This is a genomic window from Agarivorans sp., assembly GCF_050295395.1.
In the GTDB taxonomy this organism is placed as follows: Bacteria; Pseudomonadota; Gammaproteobacteria; order Enterobacterales; family Celerinatantimonadaceae; genus Agarivorans.
This window is the reverse complement of sequence record NZ_JBNKPP010000238.1, coordinates 1-26,678: the sequence shown is the minus strand read 5'-3', so window position 1 is coordinate 26,678 and position 26,678 is coordinate 1. Positions and strand designations below refer to the sequence as shown.

At 46.6% G+C, this 26,678-nt stretch carries 21 protein-coding genes; 9 read left to right on the top strand and 12 right to left on the bottom strand.

Annotation, left to right across the window (positions count from 1 at the left end; translation table 11 throughout):
* Nucleotides 1–76: 76 nt before the first annotated feature.
* Both pflB and ACQY6Q_RS13925 read right to left on the bottom strand, forming a co-directional pair.
* Nucleotides 77–2,359 carry a formate C-acetyltransferase gene (gene pflB, locus ACQY6Q_RS13930; RefSeq protein WP_427982279.1) on the bottom strand — a complete coding sequence of 761 codons (2,283 nt, stop codon included), beginning with the start codon at nucleotides 2,357–2,359 and terminating at the stop codon, nucleotides 77–79.
* Nucleotides 2,360–2,478: 119 nt separating this feature from the next.
* Nucleotides 2,479–4,026, bottom strand: a complete 1,548-nt coding sequence (locus tag ACQY6Q_RS13925) for a DUF3360 family protein (RefSeq protein ID WP_427982277.1) — start codon at nucleotides 4,024–4,026, stop codon at nucleotides 2,479–2,481.
* A gap of 844 nt (nucleotides 4,027–4,870) precedes the next feature.
* On the opposite strand from ACQY6Q_RS13925, the gene ACQY6Q_RS13920 reads away from it, so the two are divergent.
* The 8 genes from ACQY6Q_RS13920 (at nucleotide 4,871) to ACQY6Q_RS13885 (ending at nucleotide 13,664) form a co-directional block, all read left to right on the top strand.
* Nucleotides 4,871–5,644 carry an ABC transporter ATP-binding protein gene (locus ACQY6Q_RS13920; RefSeq protein WP_427982275.1) on the top strand — a complete coding sequence of 258 codons (774 nt, stop codon included), beginning with the start codon at nucleotides 4,871–4,873 and terminating at the stop codon, nucleotides 5,642–5,644.
* A gap of 60 nt (nucleotides 5,645–5,704) precedes the next feature.
* On the top strand, nucleotides 5,705–6,469 hold the full coding sequence (locus tag ACQY6Q_RS13915; protein WP_427982273.1) for a transporter substrate-binding domain-containing protein: 765 nt from the start codon (nucleotides 5,705–5,707) through the stop codon (nucleotides 6,467–6,469).
* Nucleotides 6,470–6,526: 57 nt separating this feature from the next.
* Nucleotides 6,527–7,228, top strand: a complete 702-nt coding sequence (locus tag ACQY6Q_RS13910) for an ABC transporter permease (RefSeq protein ID WP_427982271.1) — start codon at nucleotides 6,527–6,529, stop codon at nucleotides 7,226–7,228.
* A gap of 2 nt (nucleotides 7,229–7,230) precedes the next feature.
* Nucleotides 7,231–7,950, top strand: a complete 720-nt coding sequence (locus ACQY6Q_RS13905; RefSeq protein ID WP_427982270.1) for an ABC transporter permease — start codon at nucleotides 7,231–7,233, stop codon at nucleotides 7,948–7,950.
* 69 nt (nucleotides 7,951–8,019) lie between these two features.
* Complete coding sequence (iadA, locus tag ACQY6Q_RS13900; RefSeq protein ID WP_427982268.1) at nucleotides 8,020–9,165, top strand: beta-aspartyl-peptidase; 1,146 nt, start codon at nucleotides 8,020–8,022, stop codon at nucleotides 9,163–9,165.
* Nucleotides 9,166–9,236: 71 nt separating this feature from the next.
* The gene (locus tag ACQY6Q_RS13895) at nucleotides 9,237–10,472 is read left to right on the top strand and encodes a cystathionine gamma-synthase family protein (protein ID WP_427982266.1); all 1,236 of its coding nucleotides are present in this window, start codon (nucleotides 9,237–9,239) and stop codon (nucleotides 10,470–10,472) included.
* Nucleotides 10,473–10,525: 53 nt separating this feature from the next.
* The gene (locus ACQY6Q_RS13890; protein ID WP_427982264.1) at nucleotides 10,526–11,062 is read left to right on the top strand and encodes a SixA phosphatase family protein; all 537 of its coding nucleotides are present in this window, start codon (nucleotides 10,526–10,528) and stop codon (nucleotides 11,060–11,062) included.
* Between the two features lie 184 nt (nucleotides 11,063–11,246).
* The gene (locus tag ACQY6Q_RS13885) at nucleotides 11,247–13,664 is read left to right on the top strand and encodes a glycosyl hydrolase 2 galactose-binding domain-containing protein (RefSeq protein WP_427982263.1); all 2,418 of its coding nucleotides are present in this window, start codon (nucleotides 11,247–11,249) and stop codon (nucleotides 13,662–13,664) included.
* A gap of 151 nt (nucleotides 13,665–13,815) precedes the next feature.
* Here ACQY6Q_RS13885 and ACQY6Q_RS13880 read toward each other — a convergent pair whose 3' ends face one another.
* Both ACQY6Q_RS13880 and exaC read right to left on the bottom strand, forming a co-directional pair.
* Entirely contained in the window at nucleotides 13,816–15,156 is a 1,341-nt protein-coding gene (locus ACQY6Q_RS13880) for a glycosyl hydrolase family 8 (protein ID WP_427982262.1), read from the bottom strand.
* Between the two features lie 291 nt (nucleotides 15,157–15,447).
* Nucleotides 15,448–16,968: an acetaldehyde dehydrogenase ExaC gene (gene exaC / locus ACQY6Q_RS13875; protein WP_427982261.1), complete on the bottom strand. Its 1,521-nt coding sequence runs from the start codon at nucleotides 16,966–16,968 to the stop codon at nucleotides 15,448–15,450.
* A gap of 249 nt (nucleotides 16,969–17,217) precedes the next feature.
* Here exaC and ACQY6Q_RS13870 point away from each other — a divergent pair, with 249 nt between their 5' ends.
* Entirely contained in the window at nucleotides 17,218–18,987 is a 1,770-nt protein-coding gene (locus ACQY6Q_RS13870) for a sigma-54-dependent Fis family transcriptional regulator (RefSeq protein WP_427982292.1), read from the top strand.
* 69 nt (nucleotides 18,988–19,056) lie between these two features.
* Here ACQY6Q_RS13870 and lipA read toward each other — a convergent pair whose 3' ends face one another.
* The 8 genes from lipA to mrdA form a co-directional block, all read right to left on the bottom strand.
* Nucleotides 19,057–20,025, bottom strand: coding sequence for a lipoyl synthase (gene lipA / locus ACQY6Q_RS13865; RefSeq protein WP_427982260.1), 969 nt, complete (start codon nucleotides 20,023–20,025; stop codon nucleotides 19,057–19,059).
* The gene (gene lipB, locus ACQY6Q_RS13860; RefSeq protein WP_427982259.1) at nucleotides 20,022–20,678 is read right to left on the bottom strand and encodes a lipoyl(octanoyl) transferase LipB; all 657 of its coding nucleotides are present in this window, start codon (nucleotides 20,676–20,678) and stop codon (nucleotides 20,022–20,024) included. The genes lipA and lipB overlap by 4 nt, the downstream gene beginning before the upstream one ends.
* Nucleotides 20,678–20,956 (bottom strand): DUF493 family protein YbeD, encoded by a 279-nt coding sequence (ybeD, locus tag ACQY6Q_RS13855; protein WP_427982291.1) that lies wholly within the window; start codon nucleotides 20,954–20,956, stop codon nucleotides 20,678–20,680. Before ybeD ends, lipB begins: the two co-directional genes overlap by 1 nt.
* A 125-nt stretch (nucleotides 20,957–21,081) precedes the next feature.
* Complete coding sequence (locus ACQY6Q_RS13850) at nucleotides 21,082–22,197, bottom strand: serine hydrolase (RefSeq protein WP_427982290.1); 1,116 nt, start codon at nucleotides 22,195–22,197, stop codon at nucleotides 21,082–21,084.
* Nucleotides 22,198–22,356: 159 nt separating this feature from the next.
* Nucleotides 22,357–23,166, bottom strand: a complete 810-nt coding sequence (locus tag ACQY6Q_RS13845; protein ID WP_427982257.1) for a septal ring lytic transglycosylase RlpA family protein — start codon at nucleotides 23,164–23,166, stop codon at nucleotides 22,357–22,359.
* Nucleotides 23,156–24,130 (bottom strand): lytic murein transglycosylase B, encoded by a 975-nt coding sequence (gene mltB / locus ACQY6Q_RS13840; protein WP_427982255.1) that lies wholly within the window; start codon nucleotides 24,128–24,130, stop codon nucleotides 23,156–23,158. The genes ACQY6Q_RS13845 and mltB overlap by 11 nt, the downstream gene beginning before the upstream one ends.
* 8 nt (nucleotides 24,131–24,138) lie before the next feature.
* On the bottom strand, nucleotides 24,139–25,251 hold the full coding sequence (gene rodA, locus ACQY6Q_RS13835; protein WP_427982253.1) for a rod shape-determining protein RodA: 1,113 nt from the start codon (nucleotides 25,249–25,251) through the stop codon (nucleotides 24,139–24,141).
* A gap of 2 nt (nucleotides 25,252–25,253) precedes the next feature.
* Nucleotides 25,254–26,678 (bottom strand): penicillin-binding protein 2 (gene mrdA, locus ACQY6Q_RS13830; RefSeq protein WP_427982252.1); only part of this gene is annotated, 1,425 nt, incomplete at its 5' end.

Sequence of the window (26,678 nt, the reverse complement as noted above, 5' to 3'; positions counted from 1 at the left end):
AAACCTTGCCTAAATAACTTAGGCAAGGTCCATTATAACCGCAGTCTGCTAGTAAGCAGAACTACTTAAGGCGAGATTAGATACTTTGAGTGAAAGTACGAGTAATCACGTCTTGTTGTTGCTCAGCGGTAAGCGAGTTAAAGCGCACTGCGTAGCCAGATACACGAATGGTTAGCTGAGGGTATTTGTCAGGATTTTCCATCGCATCTACCAACATTTCACGGTTCATCACGTTAACGTTAAGGTGTTGACCGCCTTCTACATCAGCATTGTGGTAGAAGTAACCATCCATTAAGCCTGCTAGGTTAGCTTTTTGAGTCTCGTCATCTTTACCAAGTGCGTTTGGCACGATAGAGAAGGTGTAAGAGATACCATCTTGAGCGTTAGCAAAAGGTAGTTTAGCAACTGAAGTTAATGATGCTACCGCACCTTTCTCATCACGGCCGTGCATTGGGTTTGCGCCAGGAGCGAAAGGAGCACCAGCTTTACGACCATCAGGAGTAGTACCTGTTTTCTTACCATAAACCACGTTAGAGGTGATGGTGAGTACAGACTGAGTTGGGATCGCGTTACGGTAAGTTTTTAACTTACGGATTTTATTCATGAAACGTTCAACCAAGTCAACAGCAATGCTGTCTACACGGTCATCGTTGTTACCAAATTTAGGGTAGTCACCGTTAATTTCAAAATCAACTGCGATGCCGTCTTCGTCACGAATTGGTTTCACTTCGGCGTATTTAATAGCAGAAAGTGAGTCAGCAGCAACAGATAAACCAGCAATACCACAAGCCATGGTACGACGAACGTCACGGTCATGAAGAGCCATCAATGATGCTTCATAGCTGTATTTGTCGTGCATGTAGTGGATGCAGTTTAGTGCGGTCACATATTGTTCTGCTAACCAGTCCATGAAGTGGTCTAGACGATCCATGATGTCTTGGTAATCTAGGACTTCAGAAGTTACTTTTTCAGTTACTGGACCAACTTGAATTTTTAACTTCTCATCCATACCGCCGTTCATGGAGTACAACAAGGTTTTTGCTAAGTTGGCGCGAGCACCAAAGAACTGCATGTGTTTACCAACAACCATTGGAGATACACAACAAGCAATAGCGTAGTCATCGTTGTCGAAATCGGTACGCATTAGGTCATCGTTCTCATATTGAATTGATGAGGTATCGATAGACACTTTGGCACAGTATTTCTTGAAGTTAATAGGTAATTTCTCTGACCAAAGAACTGTAATGTTTGGCTCAGGAGAAGGACCCATTGTGTATAAAGTGTTCAAGAAGCGGAAAGCTGTACGGCTTACTAGAGTACGACCGTCAACACCCATACCACCGATAGATTCAGTTGCCCAGATTGGGTCACCAGAGAACAAATCATCGTATTCAGGAGTACGTAGGAAGCGAACCATACGAAGTTTCATTACTAAGTGGTCAACAAGTTCTTGTGCTTCTTGCTCTGTTAAAGTACCAGCAGCTAGATCGCGCTCAATGTACACGTCTAAGAAGGTAGTAGTACGGCCAAAAGACATCGCCGCGCCGTTTTGTGATTTAACTGCAGCTAGGTAGCCGAAGTAAGTCCACTGTACCGCTTCTTTTGCATTTTCAGCAGGACGAGAAATATCACAACCGTATTTGGCTGCCATTTCTTTAATTTGAGCTAGTGCACGGTGCTGCTCGCTAATTTCTTCGCGTAAACGAATAGTGGCTTCTAAATCTTGACCAGCTACTAGGTCTTTTTCTAGTGAGCGGTGTTGTTTAACTTTATCAGCCATTAGGTAGTCAATACCGTAAAGTGCTACACGACGGTAGTCACCAATGATACGTCCACGACCATAAGCATCAGGTAAACCAGTTAAAACACCTGATTTGCGACATTTCATGATGGCGCCAGTGTATACGTCAAACACACCTTGGTTATGGGTTTTGCGGTATTCACTGTAGATTTTATTTACAGTTGGATCTAGTTCGCGATTGTAAGCTTTGCAAGAACCTTCGATCATACGAATACCGCCGTTAGGGATAATCGCACGTTTCAGAGGAGCATCAGTTTGTAGACCAACAATTTGTTCTAGACCCTGGTCAATGTAGCCAGCATCGTGTGCAGTGATGGTTGAAATTACTGAGGTATCGAAGTCAACCGGCGCGTGGGTGCGGTTCTCTTCTTTAATGCCTTCCATAACTTTTTCCCAAAGCTTATCCGTCGCTTCGGTCGCACCCGTTAGAAAGCTCTCATCGCCTTCATAAGGAGTGTAGTTAGTTTGAATAAAGTCACGAACGTTAACTTCATTTTGCCATTCGCCGGCCTTAAAGCCTGCCCAGGCACTAGCAAAAACATCGTTCTTCTCTGCCATTTCTTGTCCCACCTATAAGTTGGTATACAAATGAATATTCTATGGTTCAGACAATAGCACCTAAGGTGCTATCTCCAGCTCTTGGAACAAGTATAGTGCTTGTTCCAAGAGGTATTACTTTAAAACTGTAACAGGGCTGGAATACCGTACTTACCTTCCAGCATACCTACGGCTAACATTGCCGCTGCACAGATAATTAACACAACAGTTGGAATCACAATGCGGTCTAAAGAACTTAACTTCTTAGGACGTTCTTTATCGCCAATTAAGCCGTTGTTATCTAGTAACATTGTAAGAGCCCACGCTAGCACAGGGTTGGTTACCATCGCGGCAAAAACACAAATACCAGCAGATTGTGAATCTTTAGAGTCTTTAATCATCTGCATACCCGCTTCTAGTAGTGGCAATGAAACACCTACTAATAATGCGATCCGCATAACCGGTGGCCATACTGCCGCATCCATTGGGTAGCCAATAATGGCAATCAGCATAACTAAAGAACCCAGTAAGATAGCGCCGCCAGGGATAGGGCGTTTAGCGATTGCAGCAGGAATCATGTATGTACCCCAGCTTGAGGTAATGTTACCACCGCCTACCGCTGTACCTACCATTTGACGAATTGAGCACATGGTCATGGTGTCATCCACATCCATCAATACGTTTTCGGTTTTTTTCGGGTAGTTTAATTCTTGGAAAATTCGGTGACCTAGGAAATCTGGTGACCACATAGCTACAGCTAAGATTGCAAAGGGTAGCGATGCAATAAAGTGCTGTAGGTTAGGCAAGCCTAATTGCCAACCTTGTTCAGTTGAACCCCACCAGTAAACAGGGTTTAAGTTAGGTAAACCAGGTTGAGTGGTAAAGTTTAAGTCAAAACCTGCGCCTGCTAACATGGCAACAACGAAGCCTGTTACCGCACAAAGAGGAATTGCCAACCAGCGTTTGCCTAGCTTAGCCAACACTGCATAAACGATAACCGTGATGGCTAATACAATCAAAGCAATATAGCCCAAGTCGCCCGCAGCAATGCCTTCAGCTTCATTGGTTAGTCCGTTTGACCAAGCGATTAAAGAATCAATTTGGCTAACTGAACCGGTGAAACCTAAGAAAACCAGTAGGCCGCCAGCTACACCCTCACTAGTGAGGTTAACTAAGCGTGATCCGCCTTTAATTGCACTTAAGATTAAACCAAATACACCAATTAAGAGCGCAAGGGCAAGCGGGTGAGCACCAGCCATAGCAATCATGAAAATCATTGGAATCATGGGGCCGTGGTTACCGGCGAGATTGGCTTTAGGGTTGATAAAACCAGAGGCTAAAATACAGAACAAAAAGGCAGGAATAATCATTTCCACCCGAGCCACTTCAATCGCGAAGTCGATACCGAGGTTAATATCCCATTTCTCTGAGAGGCCAGCGGCCCAAGCCATCATTACCGCAGAATACATCGCGATAATACCAATGGTACCGGCGATCGCGGGTACTAAATCTTCTATCTCAAAACGGAAGTCTCGACCCGGTAGGTTTAAACCGAAGCGACGAGGCTTCATTATTTGTAGTTCATGGTCTAAATAGTCTGAACGAGAGGCGAATTCTGATGCTGGGCGGTGGGCTTCTGAATAGCTTAGCTCTTCTTCGTTTTGAGACTGTTGATTGTTACTAGACATAGTTTCCTCAAAAAACAAAAATTAAAACTAGTTAATCGCAGAGCTTTGCTTATGTGCTAGGCCTGAGATCCATCTCACTTGCGATAATCGTCTCAATCAGACGAACAACTTAAGGAATAGTGAGTTTATCAACTTTGTCATGTCAGGTGCCGTTTAGCCGAAAGTTCGCCCTACAGTATCAATTAAACATGATAAAAGTACCAAGTTTATCTATTGATGTGGTGGCGTGTTGTTTAGAACGAACCAAAATGGTAATTACACCATTTTGTCACTAAATCGTTACCTGTCACTTTAGTTAGCAAAATTGTAGCAAAGTATGGCCATTTTTAAGTTTGATCCTAGTCAATAAATGCCAAATATTTGTAATTTTACTACCTTTTTGCCGCTCATGAGCCAAATATGCCCAAGTAATATTAGTAATTTTGTAATTTACTTACTAAAAAATGGATAAGCAGACTGGGACATGGATCACTTAATTTGGCTAAGATTTGGCACCTAGTTTACAGCTTGTTAACATTATTTGCAGCCTTGCCCATTTGCTGTTTTTAATCAATTAGTAGCCTGGTTAATCACGCTACAATCAAGGAAATGAAATTTAATTCGTCTCTTGGCCGTTTATGAGCGTATCTATGCAGTAAGCTTGAATATAAAGATGCTGATAAAATGCCTTAATAGGGTGTTTTGTAATCATAAGCGGTCTAATTGCCCCATAAAATGTTGAGTTTTGTCTTTCTCGGTGGTACTTTTTCTGGGGTTAGACGTGTAACAAATTTTTTAACATCAAAAAATGTGCCTCGGGAATTAGGCTAGGTTGCTTCGGCAATCTTTAACAAGGTAAAACAAAATGAACAGTGATGTAGCCGCACTAGAGGCATCGAATATCCATAAAGTCTTTGGCGATAACGAAGTGCTCAAAGGGATTGACCTTACCGCCAATAAAGGTGATGTGATTTCTATCATTGGCTCTTCCGGTTCCGGTAAAAGCACTTTCCTACGTTGTATGAACTTGTTGGAAATCCCCACTCAAGGCGATATTTTGTTGCATGGTGAGCAAATTGGCTTTAAACATATGCGCAACGGCGAGAGACAGCCGTCAGATAATCGTCAAGTTGAGCGTATCCGAGCTCGCTTATCAATGGTGTTCCAGGGCTTCAATCTTTGGTCGCATATGACCGTCTTAGAAAATATTATCGAAGCACCAGTTCACGTTTTAGGTATTCCTAAAAAGGAAGCGCTTGAACAGGCTGAAAGTTTACTAGAGCGCGTGGGTTTATATGATCGTAAAGATTACTACCCAGCACATATGTCTGGTGGGCAGCAACAGCGAGCGGCAATTGCGCGCGCTTTGGCGATGAACCCTGAAGTTATGTTATTTGATGAGCCTACCTCTGCTCTCGACCCCGAATTAGTAGGTGAGGTGCTTAAGGTGATGCGCAGCCTCGCCGAAGAAGGGAGAACCATGCTAGTGGTGACTCATGAAATGGCATTTGCTCGAGATGTTTCAAATAAGGTGCTGTTTTTGCACCAAGGCATTGTTGAAGAGCAAGGTTCGCCGAAAAAAGTATTTGAAAATCCAGATTCAGAGCGCATGCAGCAATTTCTTGCGCCTAAGTATTAAAATCCAATAAAGGGAAGACAAGCGTTAACCCGCTTTATGCAAACAACACGGAGTAATAAAATGAAAAAAACACTAGTTGCGATGATGAGTGCTTTGGCAATGGCTAGCACTGCTGTAGACGCTAAAGATTGGGATGTGGTGCGTTTAGCCGTCGATGTGCCTTACGAACCTTTCGAATATAAAGCACCTGATGGTACCTTAACTGGTTTTGAGATCGATTTAGGTAACGCAGTTTGTGAAGAAATGAAAGTTAAGTGTGAGTGGGTAGTTCAAGCTTGGGATGGCATTATTCCTGGCCTGCTAGCACGCAAATATGATGCGATTTTCTCTTCAATGTCAATTAATGAAGAGCGTGCCAAAAAAGTACTCTTCTCTGAAGCGTACTACAATACCCCAACCGGTTTCTTCGGTCCTAAAGCTAGCCAAGTTGACCCTGCCAACCCTGATACTCTTAAAGGTTTAGTTGTGGGCGCTCAGCGCGGTACCATTCAAGATACTTACGCTACTGAAAACTACAGCAAAGTAGCTGAAATCAAGCGCTACACTACCGGTGATGATCTCATTAATGACTTGCGCGGTGGCCGTTTAGATGTAGTGGTTCTCGATTATCCAGTGGGTATGAGTACTATTATTGATGTAGAAGGCGGCGACGCATACAAAGTGTTAGGCGATAACGTTCAGTTAGGCGAAGGCGTTGGGGTTGCTGCCCGTAAACGTGACAAAGACCTGATTGAAATGTTTAACAAGGCTTTGGCAACAGTTAAAAGCAATGGCACTTACGATAAAATCAATGACAAGTACTTTGATTACAGTATTAAAAAGTAAGGCTTGCACTACCATTAACCCGAGCTAAGCTCGGGTTAACTTTTTAAGAGACTCACTATGTTAGATCTGCACGGCTACGGCCCCTCAATATTTATTGGCGCGATCCTCACCATAGAAGTGGCGTTTTTATCGTTGGCGGTGGCATTGGTGCTGGGGATGTTGGCGGCCGTAGCGCGTTTATCAAAAAACAAGTTTGCCAACGCGATCGCTGTCGCTTATACCACAGTGATTCGTGGGGTGCCTGATTTGGTACTAATGCTACTGATTTTCTTTGGTGCCCAGATTATGATGAATAATCTATCTGATTGGTTATATGCGACATTTGAAATTGATTACTACATCAATATTAATGAGTTTGTTGCTGGGGTAACCACCATTGGCTTCATCTTTGGCGCTTACATGGCCGAAACTTTCCGTGGCGCATTTTTAGCTGTTGATAACGGCCAGATAGAAGCGGGTAGAGCTTATGGTATGAGTGCTATACAAGTGTTTCGCAGAATTACCGTGCCGCAAATGATGCGCCATGCCATACCTGGTATAGGCAATAATTGGTTGGTATTGGTTAAAACTACCGCTTTAGTTTCTGTGATTGGTTTAGCCGACATGGTGCGCCTAGCTAAAGAAGCAGCGGGTGCGGTGCACGAACCTTTCTTATTTTTTATTCCGGTCGCCTTTGTTTATTTAGCGCTTACCAGTGTTTCAGAGATCTTCCTCAAACGCTTGGAAATCCGTTTTAGCGCCGGTACGGTAAGGTCTTAATCATGTACGAAACCATCGAGAGCTTACTCGCAAACAACGAAATTTTTACCCTGACAACCTTAATCGGTTATTGGGATGGCTTGGTAATGACAGTTCAGCTGGTATTTCTATCGTTGATTATTGGCTTAATGCTGGCGATCCCCTTGGCGATTCTTCGAACTTCAGATAACTGGTTTATTAATCGTGGTGTTTGGCTGTTTACCTACGTATTTAGAGGTACTCCCTTACTGATACAGCTATACATCATTTATTACGGGGTGACTTATATCGAAGGGATCCAAGACTCCATGTTTTGGCCCATCGTAAAGGACGCTTTTTATCCTTGTTTATTAGCCTTTGTACTTAACACTGCCGCTTATACTACGGAAATTTTCCGAGGGGCTATTGTTGCGACTCCCCGCGGGGAGATTGAAGCCGCCAAAGCCTACGGTATGTCAAATGCAAAAGCGATGCGCAGAATTATTCTACCCAGTGCTTTGCGTCGAGCGTTGCCTGCTTATAGTAACGAGGTGATTTTTATGCTGCATGCTAGCTCTATCGCCAGCGTGGTGACTATTATCGATTTAACAGGTGCGGCGCGTGATGTATACGCGCGTTTTTATGCGCCATTTGAAGCATTTACTTTTGCCGCGTTAATTTATTTATCGGTAACTTTTATGCTGGTTTATGGCTTTAAGCAGTGGGAAAAGCGTTGGCATCGCCATTTACGACCACTTAGTTAAATAATTAGTTAAATTAAAGTTAGGGGCTTCGGCCCCTTCTTTGTCACCAACCTTTACTAAAGGCAAAATATGCTGACTCTTTTGAAAAATGCTCAGGTGTATGCCCCAGAGTCTTTAGGATATAACGACCTGTTATTGGCCAACGACAAAATCGTCGAAATTGCACCTAGTATTCATTTAGACACTAATCAAGATATTGTTAAGGTTCGAGATCTAGCTGGGGCCATTGTGGCGCCGGGCTTTGTGGATGCCTTGGTTCATTATACCGGCGGTGGAGGCGAAGGCGGCTTTGCTCATCGTACCGCGGAGCTTAATTATCAAGATGCTATTGCTAGTGGTGTCACCACCATGGTAGGTGCTTTGGGCACCGACAGTATTACTCGAACACCGGTGCAAGTGCTAGGCAAGGCGAGGGAGCTGAGCGCGCTTGGCCTTAGCTGTTATTGCTACACAGGCTCATATCATTTGCCGGTGAAAACCATTACCGGCTCGGTAGAGCAAGATATAGTACTGATCCCTGAAATGATTGGGGTGGGGGAAATTGCCATTTCCGACCACCGCGCCAGCCAAGCTTCACTGCAGGCCTTTATTGAATTGGTCGCCGAGGCGCGGGTGGCTGGTTTGTTAGCGGGCAAGAAAGGCATTAGTTTCTTTCATGTTGGCGATGGTAAACGCAAGCTGGAGATGTTGCGCGACATAGTCAAACATTCAGATATTCATATTTCTCAGCTCTACGCCACACATTGCAATCGTAATCAGGCTCTTTTTGAAGACGCGCTAGATTTTCTGCAACAAGGTGGTGCGATAGATTTCACCACCAGTACTATTCCGCAATTTATAGAGGAAGGAGAGCTGAGCTGCGGTCAGGCGCTTAAAACAATTTTAGATAAGGGCTTGGATTGGCAAAGGGTGAGTTTTAGCTCCGACGCTAATGCCAGTTTACCCTTGTTTAATCGGGCGGGAGAGTTATGTGGAATGCAAGCGGGTCAGCTAAGCAGTTTGTACCAAGCCGTATTGGAGGCCGTTAAGCATTATCAAGTGCCGTTAGCGGTAGCTTTATCGGTGATCAGTAAAAACCCGGCGCAGATATTGGGTTTAAAAAATAAGGGCCAGCTAGCTGCAGGCTTTGATGCTGATTTGGTTTGCTTACATGCAGACACACTGCAAATTAAACAGGTTATTGCTAAGGGCAAAACCATTTGGCGAGCTGAATAAGCCGCCTGGCTCGTTTTTAGTGTAGTGCTAAGGCATAATAGTTCCTCTTTGCATATTTCAGAAGTTGCTCTATGACGTTTAAAGGATTTACGACTCAGCTAGTGCATTGTGACCGCTTAGCTGGAGTGGAAGAGGGAGCGGTTCATGCACCCATTCATAATTCGGTGCCCTATGCTTATGCTGCTACTCAAGACTTAGTAGACGTATTTCAAGGGAAGCAGTACGGCCATGCTTATGCTCGGCAATCTACCCCCACCTTAGATTTTTTGCAGCGCAAAATAGCGCTGCTGGATGACAGTATCTCTTGTTTGGTTTTTGGTACCGGTATGGCAGCCATCGGCACGGTGTTTTTAACCCTGCTGAAGGCCGGCGACCACATTGTGGCCAGTCGCTTTTTGTTTGGTAATACCAGCAGTATTTTTGGTACTTTAAAGGGCTATGGTATCGAGGTGACACTGGTAGATGCGACCAGCAAACAAGCTGTAGCAGAAGCTTGCCAAGCCAATACTAAAATGGTGTTTGTTGAAACCATTGCCAACCCCGCTACTCAAATTGTGGACCTACAGGGGATTGGCGAAGTTTGTCAGCAGCGCGGCCTTGTTTATGTCATCGATAATACCCTTACTTCTTCGTATTTATTTCAGCCTAAGTCGGTGGGCGCCAGCTTAGTGGTTACTTCTTTGTCTAAGTATTTTGGTGGCCATGGCAATGCGCTGGGCGGCTCGGTTAGCGATACAGGCTTATTTGACTGGTCGCAGTACCCTAATATTTTTGAGTCCTATCGTAGTGGCGATCCCAAAATGTGGGGTATCAACCAAATGAAAAAGAAAGGCTTGCGTGATTTTGGTGGAGCCTTAAGTTCGCAGATGGCACATGTGCTGTCGATGGGCGCCGAAACAATGGCGCTGCGCATGGAACGCCAATGCGCTAACGCTTTAGCTTTAGCTAAGATGTTAGAAGCTCACCCTAAGGTGGCTAAGGTATATTACCCAGGTTTAGCTAGCCATCCTCAGCACCAGCGGGCGAAGCAGTTATTCAAACACTTTGGTGCCTTAATTAGCTTCGATTTAGTCGATGGGATTGATTGTGCGGCCTTCCTCGATAAAACGCAGTTGGTATTAAATGCCACCCATTTAGGCGATAACCGGACTTTGGCCCTACCGGTGGCTCAAACCATTTATTATGAAATGGGCTTGGCCGGACGACAGGCCTCGGGCATCAGCGAAACCATGATTCGCTGCTCTATTGGCATAGAAGATGGCGAAGATTTGTTGAGAGACTTTGAGCAGGCGCTGGCTCAGTTTTAATCTCTTGTGAAAGAAAGCCTTGGTATTCCAAGGCTTTTTTATTAGGAGAAACAATGGCTAAATACTTGTGGTTAATCCGCCATGGCAAATCACGTTGGGATCAGCCCAACCTAGCAGATAGGCAGCGCGCCTTAGCGCCAAGAGGTCAAGCCGCGGCCAGTTTAATGGCGCGCCACTATGCGGCTGAGTTTGCCCAGCTGCAATTGGTGCATCACTCCCCGGCCGCTCGTTGTGAACAAACCCTACAGTATTGGCTGGCGCAACGTCAGGTGAACTTAGATTCGGCGCTAGAGCTTGATTTAAAGGTCCTCAGTCAAGAAGCCTTATACAGTTTTAATTGGGCCGATTTACTGTTGCATATTCAGGGGCTTTCCGAGGCCCATAGTAAAGTGGCTTTGGTGGGGCATAACCCTGCCTTGTTGGAGCTGGTGGAATATTTAACCGGCCAAGACCTAGTTAAATTTCCTACTGCAAGTATTGCGGTTCTCAGTACCGCCAAAGCGTGGTCGGCGGTGGGACAGCATGACGCGCAACTGGCGCTGTTTGATAGCCCGAAACGCTTAGCCGCTAGACTAAATTGCTCACTGTGAACTTAAGGTGAGTTTGCTTGAAATATTGTCATTAAAATTCTGAAACAATTTCATACCAAGGCGGCGCTTGTGATGCTGAGCACAGGGTTTTGTCTAAGCGATTTGAAAGATTGTTCTGTAAATTTATTAATATTAAAGTTTTCATCTATCTTGTTCGTCTTTTTTAGTCTGATTATATGAGGTGATGATGGCAGTATTGGCGCTTTCAGAAGATTGGTGGTTAAGTTCTCCTCAGCACCCGCAGCTTAACTTACCTTGTAAGATGCCGCTGGATAATTATTCCGTTTTGCTTGAGGCTGGATTAATTGATGATCCCTATCAGCAGTGTAACGAGAGTAAGGTGCAGTGGGTCGCCAAAGCCGATTGGTGCTTGAGTCATGAATTTGAACTAGAGCTGGCGCAGCTCGATAAGGACTTTATAGAACTTAAGTTGAGCCGTTTAGATACGGTGGTTGATGTTTATATTAACCAACATAAGCTGGCGAGCTGCGACAACATGTTCCGCTTATGGCGCTTCGATATTAAGCCATGGCTAAAAGCGGGGCGAAATCAACTACAGTTATACTTTCATCGCGCCGATGTGGCCGCCCAACAGCGCGCTGGAAAACTGCCCTTTGTGGTGCCCTCATCCATGAGTAACAATCAAGTACCGTTTATGAATAGCTTGCGTAAAACCCAATGTCACGCAGGTTGGGATTGGGGTATTTGTTTAATGGTGAGTGGCGTTTATGAGACTCCACAAATCTGTTTTAATCAGCAAGCTCGCTTGTTAGCTACCCAAGTCGAGCAACATTGGTCGGCAGACGGAGTAACGCTGCACCTTAAGGCTGAGCACCAGCTAAACAGCCAGCAAGATATTCATTTTCAGTTTGCCGAGCACAGCTTTGTGGTCACGGCTGAGCCCGGTTGTGAAGTTAGCCAAACCACTCTTCATATCACTGAGCCACAGTTGTGGTGGCCGGCAGGCTACGGTGAGCAAGTATTACATCGGTTTACTGTGACGCTGGGCGAGCAGCGCATTGAGAAAAAAGTGGGGCTGCGTAAATTGCAGCTCAATACTCAAGCCGATTCTCTAGGTTCGGCGATGACGGTGATGATCAACGATGTGGCCATTACTGCCAAAGGGGCGAACTGGATCCCCATGGACGCTATGCCGCAGCGGCAAAGTGTGGCTCGCTACCAGCAGTTATTAGGGGATGCCAAGGCCGCTAATATGAACATGTTACGGGTATGGGGAGGCGGTCAATATGAAAGCGATGTGTTTTATCAGCTGTGTGATGAGCTAGGCCTCATGGTCTGGCAAGACATGATGTTTGCGTGTTCGCTCTATCCCTCTACCGATGACTTCGTGGCGAACGTGGAGCTTGAGTTACGCGACCAAATTCGCCGCTTGCGAGATTATAGCTGCATTGTTCTATGGTGTGGCGATAACGAGGTTATCGGGGCGATAAACTGGTACCCAGAGTCGAAGCAAAATCGCGAACGTTACGTGGTTAATTATGACCGTTTGAATCGCGCCATTCAAAAAGTGGTGCAAGCCTGTGACCCTTCGCGGGTATTCTGGCCGAGTTCGCCCTGCAATGGTGAACTCGATTATGGCGATGCTTGGCATGATGACAATAAGGGCGACATGCACTTTTGGGATGTGTGGCATTCTGGAAAATCATTCTCGGCTTATCAGCAAATTAAACCCCGCTTTTGTTCTGAGTTTGGTTATCAATCTTGGCCTTCCTTAGCCGAAGTGAAAACCTTTGTGGCTGAAGAAGATTGGAATATTAGCTCTCCTACTTTTGAGTGCCATCAAAAGAACCCCAGCGGCAATAGCATCATTACCGAAATGTTTACTCGCTTATTTCGTTTCCCGGCCAATTTTGAGCAGATGTTGTATCTCAGCCAAGTGCAGCAGGCCTTGGCGATAAAAACCGCTTGTGACTATTGGCGTGCTAATAGCCCTTGGTGCAGAGGCATGCTGTATTGGCAGCTTAATGATAATTGGCCGGTAAGTTCGTGGTCGAGTATTGAATACAGTGGTCGCTGGAAGCAGCTGCATTACCATGCCAAACGTTTTTTTGCGCCGCAGTACGCTAGTTTTGTTGAAACCGAGCAAGGGCTGCAATTGCATATGCTAAATGACAGCCGACAAAAGCTAGCTATGCAGTGCCGCTTAAGATGGTTCGATTGGCAAGGCCAGCAACTGAGTGACGAGCGATTAGAGCTGGAGTTAAGTGCCGATGAAAATGCCCTTATCTGGCATTGTGAAGCAGCAAAACTCGCTAAAAAGAGAGAGGCGGGTTTCTTTATTGCCCAGTGGCAAAGTGAAGCACAAGAGCTGCAAAACAGCTGGTTTTCTGGGCCGCCGAAAGCCTTGGCTATGGTTAAAGCCAAAGTGAGCTTTGAGTTTGACGCTGCGCAGCAAAGTATTTTGTTAACTAGCGATAAACCGGCTTTTTTTGTGCACCTAGAAGCCGATGCGCCGGGGCGGTTTGAGGATTCAAGCTTTACTCTGTTGCCTAATGAGGTTCGTAAGATCCGCTATTGGGGTGATGACTATCCGCAAATGGCAGCCAGTTTACGGGTTTACCATTTGACCGACAGTTATTGAAGAGGCCGCTGTATTAGCGCCAAGTGAATTTGCTAAGAGCTTGGCGAGACTGGTCTAACCCCACCTCTGCCTAAAGGGCGAGGTGGGCGAACTATATATTATTAAAAGAGTTGAGACGCTGGCTGAGGCCTCATTTAGCGCTAACTAATTGTTAGTTGTTAGCAGCGCTTGGTCCGTAGATTTGATATTCCCCGGCCATTTGTAATAGAGCGAACATATGCAATAAACCGTCATAGTAGCGCCATTTACCGCTTGGTGTTGCTTGTTTCCATAAGCGTTCGGTGAATTGTTTGGCCTCTTGACTATTGGTGATCATCGCTGCGGTGCCGTTCATGGCATTTTGGCCAGAACTTCCCCAAGCAGAAACAATCTCTCCATCCATTTCATGTACTGCGTAGTTTTGCCCCTTACGCGTGTATTCGTCAGCGTAGAAGCCGATCATTCGCTCGGCTAACTCTTGCAGTCTTGGGTCCGCATTAAACCAATGATGGTCCATGGCCATATTGCCAATGACCCGGAAAGCGTCATAACCAGATTTGTGGCTAATTGCGTTAAATGAGGTTTTTTGCGGTATTCCATCAAATGTGGCGTATTCAGAGTACAAACCTGTTTCTGGGTGAGATGCCTTGTATAAGTAGTCGCGGCTAACTTGGGCGGCTTCAGCCCACAGTTGATTGTCTTGCTCTGCCCAGCGCGCAAAGAGTTCATAAAACGCCGCCACATGGTAAGAAGGGTCAGTATATAGACCAGTATTTTTTTCGGTTACAAAGAGAATTTGTTTTTGTTTTCGGCTAAACATGGGGGCTTGTGAGTCGGTTTCTGGCTTATTTACCATGGCGTTAAGAATCACATTGGCTTCATCTTTGTATTGGAAAATACCTTCGCCAGCACCCCAGCGGTGTTCCGCAAACATCAGCGCCATCGCAAAGTAAAGCTCACCATCGGGCGCGGCGTTGTTATCTATTTTAGTGAAGGGAGCGTGTGGTTTTAAATGCCAAGCAAAGTAATCCTTATGCCAGCCGTCTTTATGTTGCATGTAAGTTTTAGAAAATTTCCACAACTTATTGAACATGGCCTGATCGTCCATTTGTACCGCGATCATCATGCCGTAAGACATCCCCTCAGAGCGAATGTCGTTGCTGCCAATGTCCTTAATGAAGCCCATGTCTTCCCCTACTGGGAAAAATACCGCCTTGCCGCCTTCTCCGCGCGAGTCAGAGTAAAATAATTGCTGGTAAGTATCGTTAACTTTTTGAGTAACCTGTTCTGGGGTAGCAATACCTAGGTCAACAAAGGCGTTGCGGTATTTACCGCTGTAAAAAGCCCCCGAAGTTGTATTTGTTGTTTTGGATAACTTGGGGGCGTCTAGCGAGTGGGGTGTGGTGCTGTTTGGCGAATTAGCACATGCTGCTAAACCTAAAGGTAATACACAAAAGGCAAGCGCTCTCAACGTATTGACCAGTGTTTTACTGTTATTATTGAAAATATTCATTGTCATGATCACCTTAATTAGCTTGTACTCTGAATTTGAAGCTGGTTACGAGAAGCATTGGAATGATATGACTTCACATAACTATTTTAGGCTACATGAACTGAGCAGACACTCACACTGTGATTTTAGGTAATCCACTGTTAAATATGGATAATTTGCACCATGTCGCATAATGCTTGTTACGTTTTTTCATTATTTTTTGTTGAGTGGATGGGCGTAGTGCTGAAGCTTAGGGGCTAGAATAAAGAGAGGTTTCCCTCTCTTTATATTCATCAGTATATAGATAACAGCTTAAAAGAAACCTAAAGGATTAACATCGTAACTGACCAACATATTTTTAGTATTTTGGTAGTGCGAAATCGCCACTTTGTGAGTTTCTCGGCCTATGCCAGAGCGCTTATAACCACCAAATGCTGCATGGGCGGGGTAAGCGTGGTAGCAATTAATCCATACCCGTCCGGCTTCGATACTGCGCCCCATGCGCTGGGCTAGGTTCATGTCACGAGTCCATACTCCCGCACCTAAGCCATATTGGCTATCGTTAGCAATTGCCAGCGCTTCGGCTTCGTCTTTGAAGGTGGTCACCGAGATCACTGGGCCAAAAATTTCTTCTTGGAAGACCCGCATGTCGTTAGTGCCTTTTAAAATGGTGGGGCTGAGGTAATAACCCTGACTATTCTCGCTGGCCATGCTGGGTCTTACACCACCGGTCAGTAATTCGGCACCTTCGTTTTTACCGATTTCTAAGTAACTCATGATGCGGTCTAGCTGTTGCTGGGAGACTTGTGCGCCAACTTGGGTATTAATGTCTAGCGGATTGCCTTGCTTGATGGTTTTTACCCGCTCTAATACGCGTTGCATGAAAGGTTCGTAAATAGACTCTTGAATCAGCGCTCGTGAAGGGCAGGTACATACTTCACCTTGGTTGAAAAAGGCTAGTAATAAGCCTTCAATCACCTTATCTAAATAGGCGTCTTCGTGATCCATCACATCGGCAAAAATCACATTGGGCGACTTGCCACCGAGCTCTACGGTTGAAGGAATCAAGGAATCGGCGGCGCATTTTAGAATGTGTTGGCCAATTTCAGTGGAGCCAGTAAAGGCCAGTTTGGCGATGCGTGGGCTAATTGCCAAGGCTTGTCCGGCTTCTTCACCAAAGCCATTCACCACATTCACCACACCTTTGGGGATTAAGTCTTCAATTAGCTCCATCATCACCATGATGGAGGCCGGCGTTTGCTCGGCGGGTTTGAGCACCACACAGTTACCGGCGGCTAGCGCTGGACCAAGTTTCCATGCCGCCATTAACAGCGGAAAGTTCCAAGGAATAATTTGGCCCACTACACCGAGTGGCTCGGGGAAGTGATAGCTAACGGTGGAGGCGTCTAAGTCGGCTGCGCTGCCTTCTTGGGCGCGAATACAGCCCGCGAAATAGCGAAAATGATCCACCACTAAGGGGAGATCGGCGTTTAAGGTTTCTCTAATGGCTTTGCCGTTTTCCCAGGCTTCGGCCACGGCTAAATATTCTAGGTTTTGTTCTATTCGGTCGGCAATTTTCAGCAGCATGTTAGAGCGCTCGGTCACCGATGTGGCTCCCCAAGCGGCTTTAGCTGCATGAGCGGCGTCTAAGGCTAGGCCAATGTCTTGGGCATCAGAGCGAGCGACTTGGCAATAGACTTTGCCATTCACCGGTGAAGGATTATCAAAATATTGTCCGTTTACTGGTGCTACCCATTCGCCACCAATGAAGTTGTTGTAGCGTTCTTTAAAGGTGATCAGTGAACCACTTGTACCAGGTTGTGCATATACCATCGTCAAATCCTTTGTCTTGTTAATTGTTATTAATATGTTTCATTTTGCTGCGTAGTCTTGCTACGTCACACATTGATATAGCAAGGCTTGAGCCAGCTTGAATTAACTTGTTGTTAATAAAATGTAACACTATGATTGTTGGAATAAACACTTTGTCTGGTGGAGGAAGGTCTCCCAAAGGCGAGCCCATTAGCACTGTCACACTGTTACATTTTGCAACAGTAGGACCGTTACATTATGGAACGAACCATGACCATAAAACTGCCACTTCCGAGTACCATTAATGCCTCCTGGTTGCGCAGCCAAGATGCGGGGCTACAGCAACAAACGTCTCCAGAAGCGCTGCGTTTAGCTAGAGCGGAGCTAGCTCAGCGTCATCAGCAACATCGAGTGTTAATTGAGACGGTGGAGCGTTATGCCTACCCCTTGTTTGAACAGGTGATGGCGCACAGTGCCAGCCGCTTAATTTTGTCTGATGTTGATGGCTACTTAATTCAGCATTGGGGGATCAAGCGTTATAACGACAAGTTGGCCAATGTAGCTTTAGAGAAGGGGGTTAATTGGTTAGAGCAATATAAAGGCACTAATGCTATTGGTACGGCTATTGCCACTGGGCAAGCGGTATCGGTGATTGGCGAACAGCACTTTATTCAACAGCATCGCTTCATGAGCTGCAGTGCTTGTCCTATTTTTTCTCCGCAAGGCGAGATGTTAGCGGTGTTAGATATTAGCAGCGAGCAGCAGCGGCATACTCAACAAACCATGTTATTAAGCACTAGCCTAGCGCAGCAGGTAGAAACCGCTTTGTTATGCCAATTACCAGAAAGTTACTATCGTATTGACTTGGCCGCTCAGGCCAATTTATTAGATTCTGGCTGGCAGGGCATCGTGGTGGCCGATAGTGAAGGTAAAATACTGGGCTTAAATCCCATGGCTAGGCAACTGCTTAAACAGCTGAATGTAGGGCAGACCTTGTCGACACATTTGGGAGAGAATTGGCAGCGGGCCAACTTGTCTGAGTGTAGTCAACTACATCTTCAAACCAAGGCCTTAAAATCGCCTCCGGTGGCGAGAAAGCGTAGTGTGTTATCGGCCGATATGGGTGATGCTCGGGTAAATGCCGCTTGGCAACAAGCCTGTAAGGTGGTGAGCAAGGCGATCCCCTTATTGATTTTTGGTGAAACAGGGGTAGGTAAGGAGCGTTTTGTTAAGCAGCTTCATCAGCAAAGCCAACGCGCCACTAAGACCTTACAAGCGGTGAATTGCGCGGCATTACCTAACGAACTGGTGGAAGCCGAGTTATTTGGTTACCACGCTGGCGCGTTCACCGGCGCCAATCCTAAAGGTTACTTAGGCAAAATACGCCAAGCCGACGGCGGTTTTTTGTTTCTCGATGAAATTGGCGAAATGCCACTGGCGGCGCAAGCGCGTTTATTGCGAGTATTGCAAGAGCGAGAGGTGGTGCCAGTGGGGGCAAATCAAAGCTATTCGGTGGACATCCAAGTGGTGGCCGCCACTCATGTTAATTTGCAGCAGCGGGTCGCCGAAGGCTTGTTTAGAGAAGATTTGTATTATCGCTTGGTGGGTTTGCAAATCACCTTACCGGCCTTGCGCGAGCGTAGCGATATAACTCAACTCATCGAGAAGCTGCATCGGCGCTACTGTGAGCATTCGCAGCAAATAGACTCGGCCTTGATGAGTAAAATGCTCAGCTACAGCTGGCCGGGCAATCTACGCGAGCTAGACAATTTCATGCGAGTGGCTTGTTTAATGAGTGAGCAACAAGAGTGCTTATATTATGCAGATTTGCCAGAGGCCTTACAGCAACAACTAGAGTCTGATCAAGTTATCGAGCGTGACGATGGCGACGTCCCCGTAGAGCTACAACTGGCCATAGAGCAAAACATTGTTAAGGTTTACCAGCACTGCCAGGGCAACATTACTCAAGCCGCTAAACGCCTAGGCATTAGCCGTAATACCCTTTACCGTAAGCTGCGGCAACTAAAGCTTAAGCATTAAATGGCTGATAGATTTAGCTACAAAAAAGAGAGCAGCGAGCTCTCTTTGTTCGTTTTGTAGATCAGCGAATTATTTCACTTCTACGCCTTTGGCTTGTAAGTCGGCGTGGTAGCTGGAGCGAACCAGTGGGCCACAGGCGGCGTGGGTAAAGCCCATGGCTTCTGCCTTGGCTTTTAGCTCGTCAAACTCTGCTGGTGGTACGTAGCGCGCTACTGGCAGGTGATGACGACTTGGCTGAAGGTATTGGCCAAGGGTTAACATGGTGACGCCGTGGTCACGTAAATCTTGCATCACTTGTAGAATTTCTTCGTTAGTTTCTCCCAAGCCCATCATTAGACCTGACTTGGTCGGCACTTCGGGGTGCAGTTCTTTAAAGCGTTTTAACAGGGTGAGTGACCACTGATAATCTGAGCCGGGGCGCACTTGCTTATATAAACCGGGTGCCGTTTCTAGGTTATGGTTAAACACGTCGGGCGGATTCTTGTCTAAAATTTCCAGCGCTCGGTCCATACGGCCTTTAAAGTCGGGCACGAGGGTTTCGATTTGAATATGCGGGCTTTGTTTGCGAATTTCACTGACACATTCGGCAAAGTGTCCGGCACCACCGTCACGCAGGTCATCACGGTCAACCGAGGTAATCACCACGTATTTAAGTTTCATGTCGGCGATGGTGGCGGCTAATTTAGCGGGTTCTTGCTGGTCTAGCGGCAGCGGTTTACCGTGGCCTACATCGCAAAATGGACAGCGACGAGTACAGATATCACCCATGATCATAAAGGTTGCCGTGCCGTGGTTGAAACATTCGGCAAGGTTGGGGCAAGAGGCTTCTTCACACACCGAGTGCAAGTTGTGCTTACGCATGGCACTCTTGATTTCGTTAATCCGAGTACTATCTGAGGGCAGCTTAATGCGCATCCACTCGGGCTTGCGTAGCATGGTTTCTTTTTCTGAGGGGATCACCTTAACCGGAATAAACGCCATTTTATCGGCATCACGAAGTTTTACTCCGGGCTCCATACGAACTTTTTTTTCACTCATAGTGTGGGCAGTCCTTGTTGATGTTCTATATTGCGATAATCCAGCCGCTGAGCCAAGATAGTGCTCAGTTGCTCCGCCACTTGCTCAAAGTTGGGCGAATCGACGTAGTCGCTTAATTGTGCCATTTCTAAGCCTGCATAACCGCAGGGATTAATCAGCAAAAATGGGCTGAGGTCCATGTCGATATTTAAGGCTAAACCGTGGAAAGAGCAGCCTTTGCGGATCCGTAAACCTAAAGAGGCGATTTTTTTGTGTTCGATGTAAACACCGGGTGCATCGGGTTTAGCGAAGGCGCTAATTTGGTAAAGCGCTAAAGTATCGATAATGGTTTGTTCGATAATGGTCACCAGCTCGCGCACGCCAAGTTTACGTCGACGAATATTCAGTAGCGGGTAGGCGACTAGCTGCCCTGGACCATGATAAGTAACCTGACCGCCGCGATCGGCTTGAATCACCGGGATATCGCTGCTAGCTAACAAGTGCTCAGGTTTACCTGCTTGGCCTTGGGTAAATACCGGCTGATGTTCAACCAGCCATAGTTCGTCGGCCTGTTCAGGGCTACGTTGATCGGTAAAATCACGCATAGCCTGTAGAATAGGACTGTAGTCTTGTCGCCCTAAATGGCGAATGATGAGACGGTTTTGCTCTGTCATTAGAGTACGTGGCGAACGTCTTCGATATTGCCTAGTTCAGTGTAAAGTGCTTCGATGTGTTGTTTGCTGGTAACATTGACCACCAAAGTAATCGATTTGTAGTTGCCTTTACTGCTAGGGCGGGTCTTCGGTGCATAGTCGCCGGGCGCTAAGTTTTGAATCACGCTCAGTACTTCATCTTCCAGAGTGTGGTTGTTAAGCCCCATGATTTTAAAGGTAAAGTCACAGGGGAACTCTAAATATTCATCAAATTTCGTTTGCATATCTGACCTAAGAATACGGATTTAAGCCACCAAGGTTGGTCTAGCTAGAAATAAAAAACGCGTTATTCTAACGCGTTTTTGTGAGCTTTGCCTAAGATTTCCACACATTCCTGTGGTCGATTAGCCGTTTGTCCGTTTATTTAGCTAAACAAAGAGGCGAAGAACAGCTTGATGTAGTCGAATAAGCGTTTGAAAATACTACCTTGTTCTACATCTTGCAGCACCACCAGTGGGTACTCTGCCACATCTTCATCACCTACTTGGAAATAAACCGACCCCACGGTTTGCCCAGCAGCAAGAGGCGCTTTGAGTTCTTCTTTTAGCTCAAAGCTGGCTTTTAGTTGGCTAGCTTGACCGCGCGGTAGGGTTAGCGCAATGTTTTGGTTTACCCCCAGCGAAACGGTTTCTTGGTCGGCCATCCATACGGTTTGCTCAACAAAGCTATCGCCCGCTTGGTAGGGTTTAACCGTTTCGAAAAAGCGAAAGCCCCAGTTAAGTAGTTTTTTACTTTCGGCGGCGCGTGCTTTGGCTGAATTGGTGCCCATGACGACAGATACTAAGCGCATGCCGTTATCGGTGGCCGAAGACACGAGGCTGTAACCAGCATTGCTGGTATGACCGGTTTTCATGCCATCCACATTCATGCTTTTATCCCACAACAGGGTATTGCGGTTGTGCTGGGTAATGCCATTAAAAGTAAATGACTTTTCTTTATAGATGGCGTATTCGTCAGGGATATCGCGAATCATTGCGGTGGCCAGAATGGCCATGTCTTTGGCGGTGGTGTATTGCTCGGTGCTGTCTAAGCCGTGGCTGTTAACGTAATGGGTATTCACCATGCCTAGATGGTCGGCCCAAGAGTTCATTAGGCTGGCGAAGGAGTCTTCACTACCGGCGATATGTTCGGCCATCGCCACACAAGCGTCGTTACCCGATTGAATGATAATGCCGCGGTTGAGGTCGGACACTTTGACTTGTTTGCCCACTTCAATGAACATTTTTGAAGAATCAGGGAAGTTTTTCGACCACGCTTTTTCACTGATGGTGACCATGTCATTGGGATTCAGTTTGCCTGACTTAATTTCTTTACCAATGATGTAGCTGGTCATAATTTTAGTCAGGCTAGCTGGCGCTAAGCTTTCGTCTTCATTTTCAGCTGCCAATACTCTACCGGAATCAAAATCAACCAAATAGTATGCTTTGGCTGCAATGATCGGGGCATTGGGAATGACTTGAGGGGTTGCTGCATTGGCCATGCTCAGGTTTGTTGCAATCAGAAGCGCAGAGGCGCAGCTAATTCGCTGAAATACATTTTTGCTCATGTTTGGCTCTTTGGCTTGTTAGTCAATAAAACGGAACGGCAAACACTATAACAAAACTTAAGCGTGGTTTGTTAGTATCTGCAATAAATCCGACTAGTTTGCTTTTAGATTAATGATATAGGCGTCTTTGTAATGGCCATTACGCATATTGGCTAAGTACTTCTCGGCACTTAATACATCGTGATAGGGCCCCAGTCGCAGCTTTTGCCAGCCGTTCTCACTGACCACTTGAGTGGTAAGGCCTTGGGCTTCTAGCTGACGCCGGTGTTGTGCCAGAACCTGCTGGTTTTTACTGGCGAACAATTGCACAAAATACTGAACCGGTGCTTGTTCGGTGAGATTGGCGGGCTGGCCTTGTTGGTCGAAACGTAGCAGTTTGATTTTTACTTTAGCGGTGCCCGATTTGAGCATGTCTAACTTATAGGCTGCCGCGTAGCTTAGGTCGATGATGCGCTGTTGATGAAACGGGCCGCGGTCATTGACTCGCACGATCACGGTTTTGCCGTTACTTAGATTGCTCACTTCAACATAGCTTGGCAGTGGCAGATTCTTATGCGCCGCCGACATGCTGTACATGTCGTAGATTTCACCATTGGATGTGAGATGGCCATGAAACTTTTTACCGTACCAAGAGGCTTCGCCTTCTACCTGGTAATCCTGAATATCACGCCAAACTTGATAGTTTTTACCACGTACTTGGTAATCGCGATTACCCTGACGACTGTAGGGCTCATAACGAGGGATGGGATCTTCTAAGTGGGCTAATTCGGGCGTGGCGTCGGGTGCTTGGTCTTGATGCATGCCATAACGTTGCTGATTAGGCGCAGAACTACAGGCGCTTAGTACTAAACCAAGCGTGCACAACAGTGGAAAGCGAAAGCGAAGTAGCGTCTTAGTTAACATCTAGCTCTACCTTTGCTTGGCGTAAGCGCTCGCTAAATTGATAAACCGCCATGGCATACAGCGGGCTGCGATTATACCGGGTAATCACATAGAAGTTATGTTCAGCCAGCCAGTAACTGTGGCCTTCGGCTTCTTCTAGGGCCAGTAACTTTACTGGGGTGTCGGGGCTAAGATGAGCATCGCTAGTAATGCCTGCGTCGGCCAGTTGTTGCCAACGGTCTTGTAATTCTAATTCGTTGCGTAACCATGGTTCGGCTTGTTTGGCCTGCGCGTTAGCGCGATGGACGACCGCCTCTCCAAGTTGCCAACGATGTTGGTGAAAGTAGTTGGCTACACTGCCTATCGCATCCACTGGGTTATTGAGCATATCCACCTTGCCGTCGTTGTCAAAATCAACTCCATAATGCAGGTAGCTGGAGGGAATAAACTGGCCAAAACCCATCGCGCCGGCATAGGAGCCTTTCACTTGGTCGAGCTGCCAATCTTGTTGCTCGGCTAGGCGAATAAAATAGGCAAATTCCTTACTAAAAAATTGGCCGCGTTTGGGGTAGTGAAAGCCTAAGGTATACAGCGCGTCAATCACTGGGTAAGTGCCTTTATGGCGACCGTAGTAGGTCTCTACTCCAATAATAGCAACGATGATTTGTGCGGGCACTTGAAAGGTTTGGGCGGCGCGCTCAATAGTCTGTTGGTGCTGTTGCCAAAAGGCTAAACCGGCGGCTAGACGCTCTTCAGTGAGAAACAGATCGCGATATAGGTGCCAAGGTTTGGCTTCCCAAGGGCGGGTGATGGCATCAATCACAGCTTGTTGGTATTGGGCTTGATCAGCGGCTTGTTGTAACTGGGTTAAGGGAATGTCTAGTTCTTGGCTTAAGGCTTGTAGACGTTGCTGTTGGTCATTGGCCAGTGTTAGCTTAGGCCAAACTTGAGAGAGGAGCAGCAATAAAAAGCAGCATAAGCGCATAGCAATCCTTATTGGGCGTAAAGCCGTTTGTGAGTATGAACAGACATCAGAATGCCAAAACCGGCCATCAGTGTCACTATTGATGTGCCGCCATAACTGACTAAAGGTAAAGGTACGCCCACTACCGGCAGTAAGCCGCTCACCATGCCAATGTTGACAAATACGTAAACGAAAAAGGTTAGAATGATGCAGCCTGCCAATAAGCGTCCAAAGGCGGTTTGCGCTTGGGTGGCAATGAATAGGCCGCGGCCAATAATGTAGAAATAAATACACAACAACAGCGCCACGCCAATGAAACCAAATTCTTCGGCAAATACCGCAAAGATAAAGTCAGTATGGCGCTCGGGTAAGAAGTCTAGCTGTGATTGGGTACCGTGTAACCAACCTTTCCCAGCTAGGCCTCCTGAGCCAATGGCAATTTTTGACTGAATAATATGATAACCCGCGCCTAGCGGATCGCTCTCGGGGTTGAGTAAGGTGAGCACCCGTTGTCGCTGGTAGTCGTGCATTAAAAAGAACCACAGCAAAGGAATGAAGGCGGCTAGTAATCCGCCTGCAGCGGCCACTAAGCGCCAGCTCATACCAGCCAAAAATAGAGCAAAAATGCCCGACGCCGCTACGAGTAAGGAAGTCCCTAAATCCGGTTGTTTGGCAATTAACAGGGTGGGGGCAATAGCAATGGTGGCACCAATAAACAGATGTTTAAAGCTCGGTGGTAGAGGGTGTTGGCTAACATAGCGCGCTACCATTAACGGTACTGCCAGTTTCATTATTTCTGAGGGTTGAAAGCGGATCACACCTAAATCTAGCCAGCGTTGCGCGCCCTTACCTACGTCACCCACTAATAATACGGCCAGTAGCATGGCTAAGCCGCTAAAAAAGAAAAATGGTGCCCAGCGCAGGTAAACGTCGGGTGGTACTTGAGCCAGCACCAGCATCACCGTGGTGGCAATCGCCAAGCGAATCAATTGGCGATTTAACATACCGATGCTTTCGCCGCTGGCGCTATAAAGTACAAATAGCCCAAGACAAATTAGCACCACTAAACCCAGCAGGAGTGGCCAGTCTATATGCAGGCGCCACCATAGAGATTGCTTTTGCTGTTGGCTGTAGTTAGCCATAATTACTGTATGCCTTTGGTTGCAAAATAACTATCAAATAATTCACGTAAAATTGGGGCAGCATTGGAACTACCTCCGCCGGCGTTTTCTACCACCACTGAAGCCACTACCTCGGGTTTTTCAAAGGGGGCAAAGGCGACAAACATCGCATTATCACGGTGTTTTTCTTTTAAACTTTCGGCATCGTATTCTTCATCTTCAGCGATGCCTACCACCTGCGCAGTACCGGATTTTCCGGCTGCCACATAAGGCGTGTCTTTGAAGGCTTTACGCGCAGTACCGTTACTTTTGTTTATCACACCGTACATGCCGTCTAAGGCCACTTGCCAGTTATTGTCATTTTTTAACTCAATGGGCGGTTGTAGCTGCGGCGGCAAGCCAATATACGAGTTGGAGTCGCCGACGCTTTTTAAGATCCGCGGCGTAATAATTTTACCTCGGTTAGCCAAAATATTGGTGGCTTGAGCGAGTTGCAAGGGTGTGGTGGTCCAATAGCCTTGACCAATGCCCACCGAAATGGTGTCGCCTTGCCACCATGGTTGGCGATAGCGGGCGCGTTTCCATTCTCGGCTGGGCATGTTGGCGCGGCTTTCTTCATGGATATCGATACCAGTGTATTGACCAAAGCCAAATTTACTCATGTAAGCATGGATCTCATCAATGCCGGTTTCGTATGCCAGTTTGTAAAAGTAGGTATCCACACTTTGTTCAATGGCCTTGTAAACATCAACCCAACCGTGGCCCCAGCGTTTCCAATCGCGAAAGCGGCGTTTGGTATTGGGAATTTGGAACCAGCCTGGATCCCAAATGCGTTGTTGGGTGGTGATTTTACCTAGCTCTAAGCCCATCACCGCCAGTTGCGGCTTAACCGTTGAAGCTGGCGGATACACCCCTTTAGTGGCGCGGTTAATGAGTGGTCGGTCGCTTGAGTTAAGTAGCTCGTTGTAGTTTTTACTGCTGATACCATTGACGAATAGGTTGGGATCGTAGCTGGGGCTTGATACCATCGCCAATACGCCACTGGTTTGAGCGTCTAGTAATACAACCGAACCGCGGCGGCCGTCGAGTAAGCGCTGCGCTTCAAGCTGCAGGCGAATGTCTACGTTAAGATAGAGATCTTTACCGGGAATGGGCGGCACGATCTTCATGGTACGAATGATGCGCCCGCGGTTGTTCACTTCTACTTCTTGATAGCCCACGTTACCATGTAGAATTTCTTCATAATAACGCTCTATGCCTTGTTTACCGATGGTGCGAGTGGCTTCGTATTCAGCCAGTTTGTTTTCTTCACTCAGTCGTTGTAAATCTTTGGTATTAATCCGAGCCACGTAACCCAGTAGATGGGTCAAACTGTCGCCATAGGGATAGTAGCGAATTAGGCTAGCGTCGATGCTAGCTCCATGAAACTTGTGCTGCTGCACGCTAAA

Bases quoted from the DNA above. Each gene is read 5' to 3' on its own strand.
- exaC (WP_427982261.1), bottom strand. From the start codon at position 16,968: ATGGTATATGCACAACCTGGTACAAGTGGTTCACTGATCACCTTTAAA.
- ACQY6Q_RS13890 (WP_427982264.1), top strand. From the start codon at position 10,526: ATGGCTAAATACTTGTGGTTAATCCGCCATGGCAAATCACGTTGGGAT.
- rodA (WP_427982253.1), bottom strand. From the start codon at position 25,251: ATGGCTAACTACAGCCAACAGCAAAAGCAATCTCTATGGTGGCGCCTG.
- lipA (WP_427982260.1), bottom strand. From the start codon at position 20,025: ATGAGTGAAAAAAAAGTTCGTATGGAGCCCGGAGTAAAACTTCGTGAT.
- ACQY6Q_RS13895 (WP_427982266.1), top strand. From the start codon at position 9,237: ATGACGTTTAAAGGATTTACGACTCAGCTAGTGCATTGTGACCGCTTA.
- mltB (WP_427982255.1), bottom strand. From the start codon at position 24,130: ATGCGCTTATGCTGCTTTTTATTGCTGCTCCTCTCTCAAGTTTGGCCT.
- ACQY6Q_RS13905 (WP_427982270.1), top strand. From the start codon at position 7,231: ATGTACGAAACCATCGAGAGCTTACTCGCAAACAACGAAATTTTTACC.
- ACQY6Q_RS13920 (WP_427982275.1), top strand. From the start codon at position 4,871: ATGAACAGTGATGTAGCCGCACTAGAGGCATCGAATATCCATAAAGTC.
- ACQY6Q_RS13880 (WP_427982262.1), bottom strand. From the start codon at position 15,156: ATGAATATTTTCAATAATAACAGTAAAACACTGGTCAATACGTTGAGA.
- ACQY6Q_RS13885 (WP_427982263.1), top strand. From the start codon at position 11,247: ATGATGGCAGTATTGGCGCTTTCAGAAGATTGGTGGTTAAGTTCTCCT.
- ACQY6Q_RS13910 (WP_427982271.1), top strand. From the start codon at position 6,527: ATGTTAGATCTGCACGGCTACGGCCCCTCAATATTTATTGGCGCGATC.
- pflB (WP_427982279.1), bottom strand. From the start codon at position 2,359: ATGGCAGAGAAGAACGATGTTTTTGCTAGTGCCTGGGCAGGCTTTAAG.
- ACQY6Q_RS13850 (WP_427982290.1), bottom strand. From the start codon at position 22,197: ATGGCCAATGCAGCAACCCCTCAAGTCATTCCCAATGCCCCGATCATT.
- ACQY6Q_RS13925 (WP_427982277.1), bottom strand. From the start codon at position 4,026: ATGTCTAGTAACAATCAACAGTCTCAAAACGAAGAAGAGCTAAGCTAT.
- ACQY6Q_RS13845 (WP_427982257.1), bottom strand. From the start codon at position 23,166: ATGTTAACTAAGACGCTACTTCGCTTTCGCTTTCCACTGTTGTGCACG.
- ACQY6Q_RS13870 (WP_427982292.1), top strand. From the start codon at position 17,218: ATGACCATAAAACTGCCACTTCCGAGTACCATTAATGCCTCCTGGTTG.
- lipB (WP_427982259.1), bottom strand. From the start codon at position 20,678: ATGACAGAGCAAAACCGTCTCATCATTCGCCATTTAGGGCGACAAGAC.
- ACQY6Q_RS13915 (WP_427982273.1), top strand. From the start codon at position 5,705: ATGAAAAAAACACTAGTTGCGATGATGAGTGCTTTGGCAATGGCTAGC.
- iadA (WP_427982268.1), top strand. From the start codon at position 8,020: ATGCTGACTCTTTTGAAAAATGCTCAGGTGTATGCCCCAGAGTCTTTA.